A 16,866-nucleotide genomic window follows, 5' to 3' on the forward strand; every position below is an offset into this window, starting at 1 on the left:
AGTGAATCCCCGATGCCGTCCCCCACCATGGCCTTCCGCCCGCACCTGCTGGCCGCCGCCATCCTCCTCGCCAGCCCGCTGGCTTCCGTCGCCGCCGACGCCGTACGCGACTACCAGTTGCCCGCCGCCCCGCTGGCCAGCACCCTCAACCGCATCGCCGCGGAAGCCGGGATCAGCCTGAGCCTCGACCCAGCCCTGGCCAGCGGCCGCAGCGCCCATGCCGTGCAAGGCCGCTACGACGGCCTCGGCGCCCTGCGCCAGGCACTGGAAGGCACCGGCCTGGAACTGGTGGAGAACGCCTCCGGCAGCTACAGCGTGCGCCCGCTGCCCAAGGACACTTTGGCCATGGGCGCCACCACCGTGAGCGCCGTGCAGGAAGATCCGGACGGCCCGGCCGTCGGCTACCTCGCCACCCGCACCCGCGCCGGCACCAAGACCGACAGTTCGATCCTGGAAACGCCCAGGTCGGTCTCCGTGGCCACCCGCGAGCAGATGCAGGACCGCAACGTGCAGAACCTCGACGACGCGGTGCGCTACATGCCCGGCGTGATCGCCAGCAGCTACGGCAGCGACACCCGCGCCGAATGGCTGAAGGTGCGCGGCTTCGAGCCCACCCAGTTCCTCGACGGCCTGCCCCTGCCCAAGGGCTCCTACACCATGCCCAAGCTGGAGACCTGGGACCTGGAGCGCGTCGCCCTGCTGCGCGGCCCGGCTTCCTCGCTGTACGGCCAGACCCCGCCCGGCGGCCTGCTGGACATGGTCAGCCGCCGCCCGCAGGAGGAAAGCAGCCATGAAGTGCAGCTGCAGGTCGGCAGCTACGAGCACAAGCAGATTGCCTTCGACAGCACCGGCAAGATCGACGACCAGGGCCAGATGCTCTACCGCGTCAGCGGCGTGGTCCGCGACAGCAACACCCAGGTCGAGCATGTCGACAGCAAGCGCTACAACATCGCGCCGAGCGTCACCTGGAACTTCAGCGACGACACCCGCCTGACCTTCCTCTCGCAGTTCAACCGCGACGATACCGGCATCACCAGCCAGTTCCTGCCGCTGCAGGGCACCAAGCTGTCGACCCCGGCGGGCAAGGTGAAATTCCACGAGAACCTGGGCGACCCGGACTGGGAATTCTACGACAAGACCTACTACGCCCTGGGCTACGCCTTCGAGCACCGCATCAACGACGTCTGGCAGTTCCGCCAGAACCTGCGCTACACCAAGAGCGACCTGTCGTTCCAGGGCATCACCGCCGGCGGCTGGGCCACCGCGGTGAGCGACGACGGCACCCTGGCGCGCGGCGCCAACGTGGTCAACGAAGACATCAGCCAGTTCGCCATCGACAACAACTTCCAGGCCGACTTCGCCACCGGCCCGGTCAAGCACACCCTGCTGCTGGGCCTGGACCACCAGCGCGCCAACACCAACTACCAGTGGCTGTACGGCAGCGCGCCGAGCAGCAACATCAAGCAGCCGATCTACGGCCAGGATTTCAGCAACGTCGCCTACACCGCGTACAACGACTACGACCAGAAGATGCGCGACACCGGCCTCTATGCCCAGGACCAGATGGCCCTGGACAACTGGCGCCTGACCCTCGGCGGCCGCCAGGACTGGGCCCATACCGGTTCGAAGTTCTACAACGCCGGCGGCGCCACCGACACCCGCCGCGACAGCCAGTTCAGCGGCAACGCGGCGCTCAGCTATGTGTTCGAGAATGGCCTGGCGCCCTACGTGTCCTACGCCGAGTCGTTCCAGACCGAGGCCGGCGGCAACAACGGCGCCGCCTTCGAGCCGAGCACCGGCAAGCAGTACGAAGTGGGCGTGAAATACCAGCCGACCGGCAGCAACCTGCTGCTCAGCGCCGCCGTCTACGACCTGACCCGCCAGAACATCGTGCTCTCCGATTCCCTGGGCCGCAGCAGCCCGGTGGGTGAGGCGCAGGTCCGCGGCTTCGAGCTGGAGGCGGTCGGCGACGTCACCGAGAACCTCAAGATCACCGCCGCCTACACCTACTCCAACAGCAAGATGACCAAGGTCGCCAACCCGCTGGACAAGAACCGCCCGCTGCCGCTGACCCCGGAGAACCAGGCCTCGCTGTGGGCCGACTACACCTGGCACCAGGGGCTGCTCGACGGCTTCGGCGTCGGCTTCGGCACCCGCTACGTGGGCGAGACCGACAACATCGCCATCGGCAGCATGGGCTACGTGCGCGACAAGTCGGACGGCCACACCGGCTCCTACACCCTGTACGACGCCGCGGTGCGCTACGACCTCGGTCGCCTGGACAGCAACCTCAAGGGCCTGAGCGTGGCGGTGAACGCCAACAACGTGTTCGACAAGGAGTACATCTCCACCTGCGACGGCTTCTACTGCTACTACGGTGACCGTCGCAACGTGGTCGCCAGCCTCGACTACAAGTTCTGACCTCCGGCCGCCCTCCCCACGGCGCGTCCCCGCGCGCCGTTCGCCTCCCGGCGCGTGGCGCGCTACAGTGCGCCTTCCAACGGCCACGCCCGGGAGCACCCCCATGCCGCAAAGCCCGCGACTCCTGCCCGCCCTGCTCGGCCTCCTGCTGAGCTGCACCGCCCACGCCGCAGACCCGCAGTACTACCCCCTGAGCAAAGGCAGCGCGCCCCAGGCCGTGGCCATGCTCGACGACGGCCGGCTGTGGTACGTCGCCGGGGGCAATGGTTCGCTGGGCCGCTTCGACCCGCAGAGCGGCCAGGACGAGCAGGTCAGCCTGGGCCAGGGCTCGCTGCCGCGCGCCGTGCTGGCCGGCCCGGATGGCGAGGCCTGGATCGCCGACAGCGGCCTCAACGCCCTGGTCCGTGTCGACCCGGACCGCCTCGGCAGCGAGGTGGTGCCGTTGCCCAAGGAGGCCGCCGACGCCGGCCTGGACAGCCTGGCCTACGATGACGACCACGACATCTGGTTCACCGGCGCGAAGGGCTTCTATGGCCGCATCGACCCCGCCACGCGCAAGCTCGAGGTCTGGGCCACGCCCGGCGGCAAGAGCGCCCAGGGCCTGGCGGTGGCGCCCGACGGCCAGGTCTGGTACGCCTCCGCCGACGACGGCAGCATCAACCGCATCGCCCCCCTCGGCCAGGCCGTCACCCGCTTCCCGCTGCCCGAACAGGGCGCGCGACCGCAGCAACTGGGCGCCGACTCCATCGGCCGGCTGTGGGTCAGCGAAGCCGGCAGCGGCCGGCTCGGCCGCTTCGACCCCAGCGACGGCAAGTGGAAGAGCTGGCGCCTGCCCGGCGACCACCCGCAGCCCGGCGCGCTCTACGTCGATGCCATGGACCGCGTGTGGCTCAGCGACCCGGGCGGCGACGCCGTGTTGCGCTTCGACCCGCAGAGCGAGAAATTCACCGCCTACCCCAGCGACCAGGCCGAGGCCCGGGTCAGCCAGCTCAGCGGCCGTCCCGGCGAGGTCTGGGGCGCCGACGCCGGCAGCGACCGCCTGCTGGTCATCCGCGAATAACCAGGAGATGCCATGAGCCCCACCCTCACCCTGTTCCACGCCCCCGCCTCGCCCTTCGTGCGCAAGGTCATGGTGCTGCTGCACGAGACCGGCCAGCTCGACAAGGTGCGCCTGCAGGCCGCCAGCCTCAGCCCGGTGAGCCCGGACGCCGGCGTCAACGCCTGCAACCCGGCGGGCAAGATCCCCTGCCTGCGCCTGGCCGACGGCCAGGCCCTGTACGACAGCCGGGTGATAGCCGAATACCTCGACCAGCAGCACACCGGCGAACCGCTGGTCCCCCGCGAAGGCCCGCAGCGCTGGCAGCGCCTGACCCTCGCCGCGCTGGCCGACGCCGTCATGGACGCCGCCGTGCTGAGCCGCTACGAAACCTTCGTGCGCCCCGAGCAGAAGCGCTGGGACGACTGGCTGCAGGGCCAGCAGCAGAAGATCGAGCGTGCCCTGGAGCACTTCGAGAACGAGGCCTTCGCGATGCTGAACGAGCGCTTCGACATCGTCGCCATCGGCCTGGCCTGCGCCCTGGGCTACTTCGACTTCCGCCGCCCCGACTGGGCCTGGCGCGAACGCTACCCGAAGCTGGCGGCCTGGTACGCCGAGGCCGCCAGGCGCCCCTCCCTGCAGGCCACCCAGCCGGCCTGACGGATCGGCACGGCGGATAACGCTGACGCGTTATTCGCCGCGGGCAGCAGGGCCAGGCTGGGCGCGCCCCCCGCCCTTCGTAGGAGCGAGCTTGCTCGCGAACCCTTCCCCGCGCACCCGCAACACCAGGCCGGCGATCCGCCGGGCCAGGCGCCGGCCGGCCCGGCGCTCCTCGCGCAACCCGCCCCAGGCGCTCACCGGCGCGCTCCCGGCAGTACAGCAGTCAGCAGCTGCATGGCGGCCTCCTTCAGCCTTCGTGGCTCACTTCGTCCAGGGAAAACCGCGGCTCAGCGCGCCGGCCGACGCCGTACCAGTCCAGCCGGCGGGTCAGCGCCATCACCCCGGCGAGCACCGCGAACAACAGCAGCGAGCCCATCAGCAGCGCATAGTCCTCGGCCCGCAGCAGGCCATAGAGCATGGCGTAGAGCAGCCCCAGGCCGGCGCCGAAGGCGCAGCCGCGCACCACGCTGCGCAGCACCGTGCACAGGTAGAAGCCGATCAATGCCACGCAGGCGCCGGCGGAGGCCAGGTAGGCACGCTCGAAGCCGACGTGCTCGGCCAGCGACAGCAACAGCAGGTAGAACAGCGCCAGGGCCAGGCCCACCAGGGCGTACTGCACCGGGTGCAGGGCCAGGCCCTTGAGCACCTCGAAGAGGAAGAAGCCGGCGAAGGTCAGGCCGATGAACAGCAGCGCGTACTTCAGCGCGCGATCGGCCTTGAGGTACTGGTCCACCGGGTCCACCAGGCTGACGCCGAAGCCGCGCGAATCGAAGGTGTCGCAGCCCTTGCCGGCGAAGCAGTTCTGCAGCGCCTCCTCCATGCTGCTGGCGAAGAAGCTGGTGCGCCAGCGCGCGCTGAAGCCGTCGGCGCCGATGCTGCGCTCCACCGGCAGGAACTCGCCGCCGAAGCTGGGGTGCGGCCAGTCGGCCTTGAGGTTGACCTGGCTGTCGCGGCCCACCGGGGTGATGTCCAGCCGCGAGCTGCCCAGCAGGGCCAGTTCGAAGGCGTAGTCGAAGCGCTGTTCGGCGGCGCTGGCGTCCAGCGGCAGGGGCGCGTGCACGCCCTCGCCCAGGCGCTGCGAGCGGCTGCCGGGGGCGAAGTCAAGGGTGCGGCCGTCGAGGCTCAGCTTGAGTGCATTCTGGATGCCGCGCACGTCGCTGATGCCCACCGCCAGGAACGGCTGCTCGAAGCGGTAGCTGCCCAGGTCGTCGCGCACGCCGTAGTGCGCCGGCACCACGAAACTGCCGCTGACGCGGCTTTCCAGGTGGTACAGGCGCGCCTCGTAGATGCCGCGGTGGCGCAGCTCGGTGCTCATCTGGCCGTCGACCAGGAAGGTCTCCGGCAGGAAGTACAGGCGCCCGCGCTTCTCCCGCTGCACCTGCACGCGGGTGCCGCTGCGCTCGTCGCGCTCCCACTCCAGCACCTGGCGCACGTAGGGCACCACCAGCAGCGGCCCGCGCAGGCGCTGGGCGTAGGCGGAACTGCGGGCGATGTCCTGCAGCACGCCGTCACGGTAGGCCTGCCGCTCCACGACCAGGCCATCGATCATCAGCAGGGGGACCAGCAGCAGGAGCATGAGCACGGCGATGGCGCCGAGCTTGAAAAGCAGGGGGCGGTTCATGGGGGCTCTCCGGGGTTGGGGTGGTGGAGAGTCTGATTGGCGTAGGTGGAGGGTTTGTGGAGCGGGAATGGGGAGATTGTGGGGATTGTGTGGGGGCTGGCTTCGGTGTGGTGGGTGGGCGCCTTTCCCTCTCCCTAACCCTCTCCCTGAAGGGAGAGGGGACCGTTCGGAGCGCTTGGATGCTCTGGAGTTCGCCGGATGCCGTGACGCCCGGCTGAAGCCTTGCTTTCAGCCGGCACGGACAAGCCCCCTCTCCCTTCAGGGCGGGGCGCGCAGCCGAGGGCTGGGGAGAGGGGCTCTCAGGCTCTTCCCTTGTCAGCCAGCCGGCAACTCCAACCAAGCCTTCACCCCACCCTCGACATTCCCCACTCCCAGCCTCCCACCATGCAACCCAGCCACCTCGGCAACGAAGTTCAGCCCAAGCCCGGTGCTCTTGCGCCCCGTCCCCGGCCGCGGCAGGGAATAGAACCGCTCCGTCAGCCGCTCCAGCGCATAGTCCGGAATCGCCGGCCCCTCGTTGAACAGCGCCAGGCGCCAGCTTTCCCCCTCGCGCAGGGCGCTGAAGCGGATCAGGCCACCAGCCGGGGTGAAGTCCAGGGCATTGTCCAGCAGGTTGCCCAGCGCCTGGCGCAGCAGGAAGCGCTCCCCCACCACCAGCGCTTCCATTGGCACCGCGTTCTCCGCCCGCAAGCCTTCCAGGCGCGCCAGGTTGGCCTGCAGCAGTTCCGCCACCAGTTCGTGCAGGTTTACCGATTCGCTTTCCTCCAGGCCCTGGCGCTGTTCCACCTGGGCCAGGTTCAGCAGGCGCTCCACCAGTTGCTGCAGGCGCTGGCTCTCGCCGGCGATGTTGCCGACGAAGCGCTCGCGCTGCGCCGCCGGCATCTCGCCTTCGAGCAGTTCGGCGGCGCCGCGGATGGCCGCCAGCGGGCTCTTCAGCTCGTGGGTCAGGGTGTGCACGTAGCGCTCGACGTAGGCCTTGCCCTCCAGTTGCACGCGCATGCGCTCCACCGCCTCGGCCAGTTGCGCCATCTCGCCGCCGCGGTAGCGCGGCAGTTCGGCGCGGCGGCCCTCGCTGACCGCCTGGGCGTAGCGGGTAAGCTTGCGCAGGGCGCCGCTCAGCCACCAGGAAAGCAGCCCGCCGACCAGCAGGCCGAGCACCACCAGGCCGCCGCCGAGCCAGGCCAGGCGCCGCTGCGAGCGTTCGATGTAGGGTTGCAGGGTGCGGTTGGGCTTGGACACCGAGACCACGCCGATGATCTTCTCGCCATCCTTGATCGGCGCCGCCACGTACATCACCGAGGAGTCCGGGTCGTCCGCCGACTCGCGGCTGGAGCGCGCGCCGTACTTGCCCTGCAGGGTCAGGTAGACGTCGTTCCAGCGCGAGTAGTCCTGGCCCACCGCCTCGCCGGCCGAGTCGAGCAGGACGATGCCACGGGCGTCGGTGACGTAGATGCGGTGGTTCACCGCGTTCTTGCGCACGCCCCAGATGTCCGCCTGGGGGCTGCGCGCGCCGTAGGCCTTGAGCAGCTCGGGGAGCTGGCTGTGGACCAGGGTGCCGTGCTTCAGGTCGTCGCGCAGCACCTCGGCCAGCAGGTTGGCGGTGTCCACCAGGGTTTCCTCGGTGGACTGGCGCACCCCGGGGCGGATCTCGTCCATCACCGTGCTCAGCACGAAGTAGGCGGTCAGCCCGACGAACAGGAAGTACGCCAGGAAGATCCGCACGCCCAGCGGCATCAGGCCTTCTCCGCCGCGTAGCTGTAGCCCAGGCCGCGGTGCGTCTGGATCGGCTCGGCATCCGCGGCCACCTGGCGCAGCTTGGCGCGCAGGCTCTTGATGTGGCTGTCGATGTTGCGCTCGTAGCCGGCCTGGGCCGCCACGCCCAGGGCCTGCAGCAGCAACTCGCGGCTGAACACCCGGCCCGGGCGCGCCAGCAGCGCCTGGAGCAGGCGGAATTCATGGAGGGTGAGGTTCAGCGCCTGGCCGCGGTAGTGGATCAGGAAGCGCGCCTCGTCCACCTGGAAGGGCCCGGCCGGCGCCGCTTCGGCGCTGGCGCGGGGCGGGCCGCGGCGGAGGATGGCCTTGACCCGCGCAGCCACCTCGCGCGGGCTGAAGGGCTTGACCACGTAGTCGTCGGCGCCGATCTCCAGGCCCACCACGCGGTCGATCTCGGCGTCGCGGGCGGTGAGGAAGATCACCGGCACCTCGGAGAAGCGGCGCAGTTGGCGGCAGGCCTCGAAGCCGCTGATGTCGGGCAGGCCGACGTCGAGGATGACCAGGTCGAAGGCCTCCTCGCGCAGGCGCTGCAGGGCCTCGCCGGCCAGGCTCAGCCAGGTGGCGGCGAAGCCTTCGGCCTGCAGGGCGTAGAGCAGGGTGTCGGCGATGGCGGCTTCGTCTTCGACGATGAGGATGTGCGGCATGGCTTCCGTGCGCGGGGGTGGCGGTCCTCCATCAAGCCGCAAGGCCCGCGCCCCGTCAATCGGCTTCGCGGCCACCCGCGCAGTTGGGCTTGCCGGCGGCGAAGCGCTCGCTGGCGTCCACCGCGGCGTGGAACTTGCGCAGGCCCTTGGCGCCCATCAGGAAGGGATAGTTGAAGCGGCTGCGGTCGGTGAGGTTGACCTCGATCACCTGCTGGTCGCCGCCCAGGCACACCGGCAGCAGGATCACCGGGCGCTCGCTGAGGCCGCCGGCGCGTTCCTCCTCGTCGTCCTCGCCGGCTTCGTCGGCGCGGTTCTTGATCTTGGAGATGCGCGCCAGCTTGTGCTCGTACTGCGAGTCGCCGCCGTCCTTGGTGGCCAGGCGGAAGCGCACCCACTGCTCGCCGTCGCGCTGGAACAGCTGGATGTCCTTGGCCGACAGCGACGAGGTGTAGGCGCCGGTGTCCATCTTGGCCTGCAGCGTCTGGCTCAGCTCGGGCAAGCCGACCCATTCGTAGCGCCCATAGAGCTTGGGCTCGGCGGCGAGGGCCAGGCCGGGCAGGACGAGCAGCGAAAGCAGGGCGGGAACGGGTTTCACGGGAATCTCCAGGGCAGTTCGGGATGCATGGCGCATAGGACTACCACGCCGGCCCGGGGTTCGCCAGCGGCCACCGTCAGCCGTCGAACAGCGAGCCGCGGCGGCGGTCCAGGCCGCTCCACAGCGTCTCCAGGTTGCGGAAGCCCCACTGCGCCGGTGACTCGCGGCCGACGATGCGCTCGCGGCCCTTGAGCTTCGCCAGGTCGAGCACTTCCTGGGGAATCGCCGCGCGCGTGCGGACCGAATAGAACACCTTGAGCACCGGGGTGAGCAGCGACTCGGGATGCTGCTCCAGCACCACCGCCAGGCGCTCGCTCTCCAGGCGCACCAGCGAGCCCACGGGGTAGATCCCCAGGCATTTGACGAAGGCGCGGAACACCTGCTCGTCCAGGTGCGTGCCGCACCACTGGCCCATGCGCCGGATCGACTCGGCGGGGTCCCAGCCGGCCTTGTAGGGGCGGTCGGAGGTGATGGCGTCGTAGATGTCGCAGACCGCGCCCATGCGCGCGAACAGGCTGATCTGCTCGCCGGCCAGGTGGTGCGGGTAGCCGCTGCCGTCGAGCTTCTCGTGGTGGTGCAGGCACACGTCCAGCACCAGGGCGCCGACCTGGCGGCCCTGGATGAGGATGTCCAGGCCGCGCCGCGGGTGCTCGCGGACCCGGGCGAACTCCTGCTCGTCCAGGCGCCCCGGCTTGTTCAGCAATTCCATGGGCACGTGCATCTTGCCGATGTCGTGCAGCAGCCCGGCCACGCCCGCCTCGCGCACCAGCGCCTCGTCCAGGCCGAGCTGGCGCGCCAGGGCGATCATCAGCGCGCAGACCGCCACCGAGTGCAGGTAGGTGTATTCGTCGGCGTTCTTCAGCCGCGCCAGGCTGATCAGCGCATTGGGGTGGCGCTGCACCGAGGCGGCGATCTGCTCCACCAGCTCCTGGGCGTGGCCGGCGCTCACCGCCTTGCCCATGCGCGCGTCCTGGAACATTTCCATGACCGCGCGCTTGGACTGTACGCACAGCCGGTGCGCCGCGCGCAACTCGTCCTCCATGGCGCGCCAGGGCTTCTCCGGCGGCGCTGCGGGCGAAACGGGTGGCGGCGCCGTAGCAGGCTCCCCAGGGGCCAGTACGGGGCGGGGCGAAAGGCCCTTGCCCGGGTCGATCAGCACCTCGAGCACGCCGCTCTCGCGCAGGCGCCTGAGGTCCTCGGGGTCTTCCAGCAGGAAACGCCGGCGCCAGAACGGGTGGTCCATCCATGAGCCGCACAGTTCGTGGAGGTACATACCGAGGGTCACGTCCCTGACCGGCAGGCGTACATAGAAGGAATCGGGCATGGCAGGCAATCGTCGGGGCAGTTCCCCTGAGCATAGTGCGCCGGCGCACGTTGCGGCAGGGGGTGGCTTGGGCTGGCCACGCCGCCTGCGTATCATGGCCGCGCCAACCGGAACAAGGAATCGCACCGCCATGTGGGCCACGCTGACCGGCATAGTCACCACCCTCCTGCTGCTGCTCAACACCCTGATCCTGATCGGCCCGATGCTGCTGATCGCCCTGCTCAAGCTGCTGCTGCCGGGCAAGGCGCTCAAGGACGCCTGCTCCAACGGCGTGATGTGGATCGCCGAGACCTGGGCGGAGATCGACAAGGCCATCTTCGCCCTGATGACGCCCACCGTCTGGGACATCCGTGGCGGCGACCAGCTGCGCCGCGACACCTCCTACCTGGTGGTGAGCAACCACCAGTCCTGGGTCGACATCCCCGCACTGGTCCAGGCCTTCAACCGCAAGACGCCCTACTTCAAGTTCTTCCTGAAGAAGGAGCTGATCTGGGTGCCCTTCCTCGGCCTGGCCTTCTGGGCCCTGGACTACCCCTTCATGAAGCGCTACTCCAAGGCCTTCCTGGAAAAGAACCCGCACCTGAAGGGCAAGGACCTGGAGATCACCAAGGCCGCCTGCGAGAAGTTCAAGGGCATGCCGGTGACCGTGGTGAACTACCTGGAAGGCACCCGCTTCACCCCGGCCAAGCAGGCCCGGCAGCAGTCGCCGTACCAGAACCTGCTCAAGCCCAAGGCCGGCGGCGTGGCCTTCGTGCTGGCCGCCCTGGGCGAGCAGCTGGACGCCATGCTCGACGTCACCGTGGTCTACCCAAAGGGTCCCAAGCCGGGCTTCTGGGACCTGCTCAGCGGCAAGGTGCCGCGGGTGATAGTCGATATCCGCACCCTCGGGATCGACCCTGCGCTGTGGCAGGGCGACTACGAGAACGATGCGGAATTCCGCCAGTACGTGCAGGCCTGGGTGTCGCGCCTGTGGGAAGAAAAGGACGCACGCATCGACGCGTTGCGCGCCGAGTTCTGAGCTAGACCGCTTTGCCGGCCACGGCGGTGGCCGGGGCTGCAGGCAGCGGGGTGCTTTCCCAGAGCTTGCCGAGGGTGCCCAGCAACTGGCTGTTCAGCCCCTGCTTGACCAGGTAGTCGAGCATCACCGTGGCGAACTGGTCGACCATGCCCTCGCTCATGCCCAGCACGTTGAACACCTGGTCGACGTCCTGCAGGTTCTGGATGCCGCCGAGCAACTGCCCGGCGCCGCCCAGCAGGGCGCCGATGCCGCCGCCGAGGGTGCCCGAGGACAGCTGGTCCAGCCCCGGCAGGCTCTTCTGCAGCTGCGAGCCCTGGCTGTCGTCGAGGCGGTTCATGGCCAGGCCGATCAGCGCGCCGGCGCCACCGATGGCCTGCTCGTCGCTGATGTTCAGGCGCTGGCCGAGGGTTTCCACCAGGCCGTTGGCGGCCGTTGCCGCGGCGCCGGACTCGGCGCCGGGGATTTCCTCGAAGGTCTCGGCGGCGGCCGGGAAGGCCGCCAGCCAGGCGCAGGCGGCGAGGATGGGAAGGGCTCGGGCGATCATCGGGGGCTCCGCGGCAGACAGGTCCCGCCTCGGCATGGGCGGTCAGCGGATTTGACTGGCAGCCGTGCCCTTCGTTCCGGACGCCCCTACGTTGTTTGCAGAACGCGCCGAAGTGCTTTCGTAGGAGCGAGCTTGCTCGCGAATGAGCCCCGCGGCGGAATCTGTTCGCGAGCAAGCTCGCTCCTACGAGAAGCCGTGCCACCGGTATGGTAGGAGCGGGCCCTGCCCGCGATTCGCGCGCAGGGCGCGCTCCTACAGTAAACGTCGCGGCGCTTAGCTGCCCACGCCCCACAGGCTACCCAGGCTGCCCAGCAGGTCGCTGCTCACGCCCTGCTTGCCGAAGTAGTCCAGCAGCACGCCGGCGAACTTGCCGGTCATGCCCTGGTCCATGCCCAGGGTGCTGAAGGCGCTGTTCACGTCGCCCATGCTGTTGACGTTGCCCAGCAGGCCCTTGGCGCCGGCGCCGCCGAGGTTGCCCAGGGTCCCGCCGAGGCCGCCCAGGGCGTTGGCGCCGCTGAGCTTGTCCAGCCCAGGCACGCTCTGGATCAGTTGCGAATAGTCGCCGCCGCTGAGCTTGTTCTTGGCCAGGCCGAGCAGCGCGCCGGTGCCGCCGACGGCCTGTTCGTCGCTGACGCCCAGCTGCCCGGTGAGGGCGCCGAGCAGGCCGCTGGTCTGCGGGGTGGAAGCCACCTGGCCCGGGTTGCCGCCCTCGGCCACGCCGGACACCGCCTTGGCGGCGTCGCCAAGGTTGAAGGCGAAGGCGGAACTGGCGGCGAGCAGCGCCGCGGCGGCGCAGGTGACACGGAATCTGACGGTCATCGACATCTCCTGATGCAGTGGCGTGCGGCGCCGAAGGTGCGCCGCACGCTGGTTGGACTGGCGCCGGGTGCCATTGTTCCGCCACCGCGGCGCAATCTTGCGCCCCTTCCGGCATGCCCGCGGGGCGCCGCGAAAGCCCCTTCAGGTCTAGCACAGGGCCGCCGCCGCGCCAGCGCGGCCGAACAGCGCAAAGGCTCTGGCGCGCCCCTCGCGCAGCACTGCCCTCCCCGCCTATGCTTGCGGGAGCCGAACAAGGACCCATCATGAGCGAGCCCTTCATCCTCACCCCGCGCATCGCCCGCATCCTCCCCTGGCTGGTGGCCGTCGCCTTCTTCATGCAGGCGCTGGACGGCACCATCCTCAACACCGCGCTGCCGAGCATGGCCCGTTCGCTGGACGAGGACCCGCTGCGCATGCAGGGGGTGGTCATCGCCTACCTGCTCACCGTGGCCCTGCTGATTCCCGCCTCCGGCTGGATCGCCGACCGCTTCGGCACGCGCCGGGTGTTCATCTTCGCCATCTTCCTGTTCAGCCTCGGATCGCTGTTCTGCGCGCTCTCGCCAAGCCTCGGGGTGCTGATCATCGCCCGCGTGGTGCAGGGCCTGGGCGGCGCGCTGATGATGCCGGTGGGGCGCCTGGTGATCCTGCGCGTGTACCCGCGCAGCGACCTGGTGCGGGTGCTCAGCTTCGTCACCATCCCCGGCCTGCTCGGCCCGCTGACCGGCCCGACCCTGGGCGGCTGGCTGGTGGAGTACGCCAGCTGGCACTGGATCTTCCTCATCAACATCCCGGTCGGGCTGCTGGGCATCGTCTTCGCCATCCGCCTCATGCCCGACCTGCGCGGCGCCGCGCTCAGCCGCTTCGACGGCCCCGGCTTCCTGCTCTTCGGCGGCGCCATGGTGCTGATCACCATCGCCCTGGAAGGCCTGGGCGAGCTGCACATGCCCCACGTGCGGGTGGTGATGCTGCTGATCGGCGGCCTGGTCCTGCTCGCCGCCTACTGGCTGCGCGCCCTGAACGTCGAGGCGCCGCTGTTCCCGCCCAGCCTGTTCAAGACGCGCACCTTCGCCGTGGGCGTGCTGGGCAACCTGTTCGCCCGCCTGGGCAGCGGCTCGCTGCCATTCCTCACGCCCCTGCTGCTACAGGTCGGCCTGGGCTTCGCGCCGGCCAAGGCGGGCATGACCATGATCCCGCTGGCCGCCATGGCCATGGTCGTCAAGCCGCTGGCCAAGGGCATCCTCGACCTGTTCGGCTACCGCCGCCTGCTGGTCGGCAACACCCTGCTGCTGGGCGCGCTGATCGCAGGCCTGGGGCTGATCGACCAGGACACCCCGTACCCCTGGCTGCTGATCCACCTGGGACTGCTCGGCGGGGTCAACTCGCTGCAGTTCACGGCGATGAACACCCTGACGCTGATCGACCTGCGCGACGACAACGCCAGCGCCGGCAACAGCCTGCTGTCGGTGGTGATGCAACTGTCCATCGGCCTCGGCGTGGCCTGCGCGGCCGCGCTGCTGGGCGGCTTCAAGAGCGATGTCGAGATCAACGCCGGCGACGTGCTCGGCGCCTTCCACGCGACCTACCTGAGCGTGGGGCTGATGTCGATGGCGGCGGCGGCGATCTTCTTCCAGCTGGCCCGCGACGATGGCCGCTCGGCCCAGGCGCCGCGGCGCCTGGAGCCCGACGACGGGCATTGAGTCAGGGCTTGCAGGTGGGCGGCGTGGTCAGCGTCTTCGACACGTCCACCGCGCCCAGGTGCTCCAGGCTGCGCCGCCCCAGCAGCACCGGGTAGTCGCTGCCCTCGCGGTCGGTGAGGGCGAACTGCTCGCGGTAGACCTTGTCGCCCAGGCACAGGTCCATGCTCACCACCGGGCGATGCTCGATGCCGTTGGCGCCGCGGACCTTGAGGGTGCGCTCGATGGGCCGCTCGAAGGGCAGGCGCTGCACCTGGCCGCTCGCCACGTCCTTGACCAGGATGTCGTACTGCACCCAGCGCTGCTCGTTCTTCCTGATCCGCACCAGGTTGCGCGCGTCCATCACCGAGGTCTGCACGCCGGTGTCCAGGCGCACCTTGAGCAGCACGTTCTCCGGCATCAGCCTGGCCTGCTCGACCCAGCCCCAGGTGGCCGGCTGCGCGGCGAACAGCGAGGGGCAGGAGAAGGCCAGCAACAGGCCGGCGAGGCGCAGCTTCATGGATCGGGCTCCGGGGTCGGGGGCAATGGCAGTACAGATCGGTTATGCCAATCAGGCAACAAAAAACCCCGGATGTTTCCATCCGGGGTTTTCGGCGACGCCAGGGAATCTTAGTTGATTACCTGAACGCGCTCGGCCTGCATGCCTTTCTGGCCTTGCACGACTTCGAAGCTGACCTTCTGGCCTTCGGCCAGGGTCTTGAAGCCGTGGCCTTCGATGGCGCGGAAGTGAACGAATACGTCCGGGCCGCTCTCAGGGGTGATGAAGCCGTAGCCTTTGGTCTCGTTGAACCATTTGACGGTGCCGTTCTGACGATTCGACATGGTGTTCTCCTTGGAACGTAGATGTAGAAATAGCCACAAAAGAGTGGCAGGAACTGAGTTGCAAGGAGTTACAAGGAGTCGAGCAGGACGGGGTGGAATAACCGACCGCATCAGGTCACGATCGACGGCGACCCATGCAAACACAGTGGAGGCACTCTACGATAAAAATCTGCGGAAAGCGAATCTGTATAAAAATACACTATCCAACCGCCCGTCCGTTTCAGACGAATGGTGACCGAGGCCAGTGACTTCGCGGGTTTTGGCGGTTTCTCCAGGGTCCCGTGGCACCGCTGCTGCTACACTGCGCGCCCACACGCCTGTCGGGTTTTTCCTTCGTGACCTCCACCGCCTTCTCCAGCCTGCCCCTCTCCGCCGACCTGCTCGCCAACCTCGAGGCCCTCGGCTACGCCGAGATGACACCGATCCAGGCCGCCAGCCTGCCAGTCATCCTCAAGGGCCGCGACCTGATCGCCCAGGCCAAGACCGGCAGCGGCAAGACCGCGGCCTTCGGCATCGGCCTGCTCAGCCCGCTGAACCCGCGCTACTTCGGCTGCCAGGCGCTGGTGCTGTGCCCGACCCGCGAGCTGGCCGACCAGGTGGCCAAGGAAATCCGCCGCCTGGCCCGCGCCGCCGACAACGTCAAGGTGCTCACCCTCTGCGGCGGCGTGCCCTTCGGCCCGCAGATCGGCTCCCTGGAGCACGGCGCCCACGTGGTGGTCGGCACCCCGGGGCGGGTGCAGGAACACCTGCGCCGCGGCTCCCTGGTGCTCGACGGGCTGAACACCCTGGTGCTGGACGAGGCCGACCGCATGCTCGACATGGGCTTCTACGACAGCATCGCCGACATCATCGGCCAGCTCCCGGCGCGCCGGCAGAGCCTGCTGTTCTCGGCCACCTACCCGGCCGGCATCGAGCAACTGGCGGCGAAATTCCTGCGCCAGCCCGAGCGCGTGGAAGTCGAGGCCCTGCACGACGACAGCCAGATCGAACAGCACTTCTACGAAATCGACCCGCGCCAGCGCATGGACGCCGTGGTACGCCTGCTGCAGCACTTCCGCCCGCAATCCGCCGTGGCCTTCTGCCACACCCGCCAGCAGTGCGTGGAGCTGGCGCAGGCGCTGGATGCGCAGAAGATTTCTGCCCTGGCCCTGCACGGCGACCTGGAACAGCGCGAGCGCGACCAGGTGCTGGCAATGTTCGCCAACCGCAGCTGCAGCGTGCTGGTGGCCACCGACGTGGCCGCCCGCGGCCTGGACATCGAGGGCCTGGAGGCGGTGATCAACGTCGAGCTGAGCCGTGACGCCCAGGTCCACGTGCACCGTATCGGCCGCAGCGGCCGCGCCGGCGAGAAGGGCCTGGCGCTGTCCCTGGTGGCCCCGGCCGAGGCCTCCCGCGCCCAGGCCATCGAAGACCTGCAGGGCGCCCCGCTGAACTGGGAGCGCATCGACTTCCTGCGCGCCAACCCCGCGCCCCTGCTGCCGCCGATGACCACCCTGAACATCGCCGGCGGACGCAAGGACAAGCTGCGCCCCGGCGACATCCTCGGCGCCCTCACCGGCGAGGCCGGCCTGCCCGGCAGCGCGGTGGGCAAGATCGCCATCTTCGACTTCCAGGCCTACGTGGCGGTGCAGCGCGACCAGGCCAAGGCGGCGCTCAAGCGCCTGCAGGAAGGCAAGATCAAGGGGCGGTCGTTCAAGGTGCGGATTCTCTGAGGCGCGGGGTTCTTCGGAGGAGCGAGCTTGCTCGCGAATGGGGTTTCCCGGTCACAACGGTGCGTGAGATCACCGCCCTCCCCTCTCCCCAGCCCTCTCCCTGAAGGGAGAGGGGCTAGCCCGTGCCGAGAGACGTGATGGTTTCAGCTGGAAACCTTCGGTGTTGCCGGCTAACTCCAGAAC

At 69.2% G+C, this 16,866-nt stretch carries 15 protein-coding genes; 6 read left to right on the forward strand and 9 right to left on the reverse strand.

Going from position 1 to position 16,866, the window contains the following annotated elements:
- The first annotated feature begins 12 nt into the window (after positions 1-12).
- From PKO50_RS28185 to PKO50_RS28195, 3 genes are all read left to right on the forward strand, one after another.
- Positions 13-2,421 carry a TonB-dependent siderophore receptor gene (locus PKO50_RS28185; protein WP_275627869.1) on the forward strand — a complete coding sequence of 803 codons (2,409 nt, stop codon included), beginning with the start codon at positions 13-15 and terminating at the stop codon, positions 2,419-2,421.
- A gap of 103 nt (positions 2,422-2,524) precedes the next feature.
- Positions 2,525-3,481 carry a lyase gene (locus PKO50_RS28190; protein WP_275627870.1) on the forward strand — a complete coding sequence of 319 codons (957 nt, stop codon included), beginning with the start codon at positions 2,525-2,527 and terminating at the stop codon, positions 3,479-3,481.
- A 12-nt stretch (positions 3,482-3,493) separates the two neighbouring features.
- On the forward strand, positions 3,494-4,117 hold the full coding sequence (locus tag PKO50_RS28195) for a glutathione S-transferase N-terminal domain-containing protein (RefSeq protein WP_275627871.1): 624 nt from the start codon (positions 3,494-3,496) through the stop codon (positions 4,115-4,117).
- Positions 4,118-4,364: 247 nt separating this feature from the next.
- On the opposite strand, the gene creD is transcribed toward PKO50_RS28195, so the two are convergent.
- The 5 genes from creD to PKO50_RS28220 form a co-directional block, all read right to left on the reverse strand.
- Entirely contained in the window at positions 4,365-5,738 is a 1,374-nt protein-coding gene (gene creD / locus PKO50_RS28200) for a cell envelope integrity protein CreD (protein ID WP_275627872.1), read from the reverse strand.
- 315 nt (positions 5,739-6,053) lie between these two features.
- Complete coding sequence (gene creC, locus PKO50_RS28205) at positions 6,054-7,472, reverse strand: two-component system sensor histidine kinase CreC (RefSeq protein ID WP_275627873.1); 1,419 nt, start codon at positions 7,470-7,472, stop codon at positions 6,054-6,056.
- Positions 7,472-8,155: a two-component system response regulator CreB gene (gene creB / locus PKO50_RS28210; protein WP_109935140.1), complete on the reverse strand. Its 684-nt coding sequence runs from the start codon at positions 8,153-8,155 to the stop codon at positions 7,472-7,474. Before creB ends, creC begins: the two co-directional genes overlap by 1 nt.
- A gap of 55 nt (positions 8,156-8,210) precedes the next feature.
- Complete coding sequence (locus tag PKO50_RS28215) at positions 8,211-8,750, reverse strand: ATP-dependent zinc protease (RefSeq protein WP_109935139.1); 540 nt, start codon at positions 8,748-8,750, stop codon at positions 8,211-8,213.
- Between the two features lie 76 nt (positions 8,751-8,826).
- A complete protein-coding gene (locus PKO50_RS28220) occupies positions 8,827-10,074 on the reverse strand; it encodes an HD-GYP domain-containing protein (protein ID WP_275627874.1) in 1,248 nt (415 codons plus the stop codon).
- Between the two features lie 130 nt (positions 10,075-10,204).
- Here PKO50_RS28220 and PKO50_RS28225 point away from each other — a divergent pair, with 130 nt between their 5' ends.
- Positions 10,205-11,092: an acyltransferase gene (locus tag PKO50_RS28225; RefSeq protein WP_275627875.1), complete on the forward strand. Its 888-nt coding sequence runs from the start codon at positions 10,205-10,207 to the stop codon at positions 11,090-11,092.
- Position 11,093: 1 nt separating this feature from the next.
- Here PKO50_RS28225 and PKO50_RS28230 read toward each other — a convergent pair whose 3' ends face one another.
- On the reverse strand, positions 11,094-11,636 hold the full coding sequence (locus PKO50_RS28230) for a DUF2780 domain-containing protein (protein WP_275627876.1): 543 nt from the start codon (positions 11,634-11,636) through the stop codon (positions 11,094-11,096).
- Between the two features lie 273 nt (positions 11,637-11,909).
- Entirely contained in the window at positions 11,910-12,455 is a 546-nt protein-coding gene (locus tag PKO50_RS28235) for a DUF2780 domain-containing protein (protein ID WP_275627877.1), read from the reverse strand.
- 263 nt (positions 12,456-12,718) lie between these two features.
- Between PKO50_RS28235 and mdtD the strand changes: the two genes are divergently transcribed.
- On the forward strand, positions 12,719-14,152 hold the full coding sequence (gene mdtD / locus PKO50_RS28240; RefSeq protein WP_275627878.1) for a multidrug transporter subunit MdtD: 1,434 nt from the start codon (positions 12,719-12,721) through the stop codon (positions 14,150-14,152).
- A gap of 1 nt (position 14,153) precedes the next feature.
- Here mdtD and PKO50_RS28245 read toward each other — a convergent pair whose 3' ends face one another.
- Both PKO50_RS28245 and PKO50_RS28250 read right to left on the reverse strand, forming a co-directional pair.
- Positions 14,154-14,648: a RimK/LysX family protein gene (locus PKO50_RS28245; RefSeq protein WP_275627879.1), complete on the reverse strand. Its 495-nt coding sequence runs from the start codon at positions 14,646-14,648 to the stop codon at positions 14,154-14,156.
- 110 nt (positions 14,649-14,758) lie between these two features.
- Entirely contained in the window at positions 14,759-14,971 is a 213-nt protein-coding gene (locus tag PKO50_RS28250; protein ID WP_009615451.1) for a cold-shock protein, read from the reverse strand.
- Between the two features lie 335 nt (positions 14,972-15,306).
- Between PKO50_RS28250 and dbpA the strand changes: the two genes are divergently transcribed.
- Positions 15,307-16,683, forward strand: a complete 1,377-nt coding sequence (gene dbpA, locus PKO50_RS28255) for an ATP-dependent RNA helicase DbpA (RefSeq protein WP_275627880.1) — start codon at positions 15,307-15,309, stop codon at positions 16,681-16,683.
- Positions 16,684-16,866: the final 183 nt, after the last annotated feature.

It is taken from the genome of Pseudomonas sp. 273, assembly GCF_029201425.1.
GTDB lineage: Bacteria > Pseudomonadota > Gammaproteobacteria > Pseudomonadales > Pseudomonadaceae > Pseudomonas > Pseudomonas delhiensis.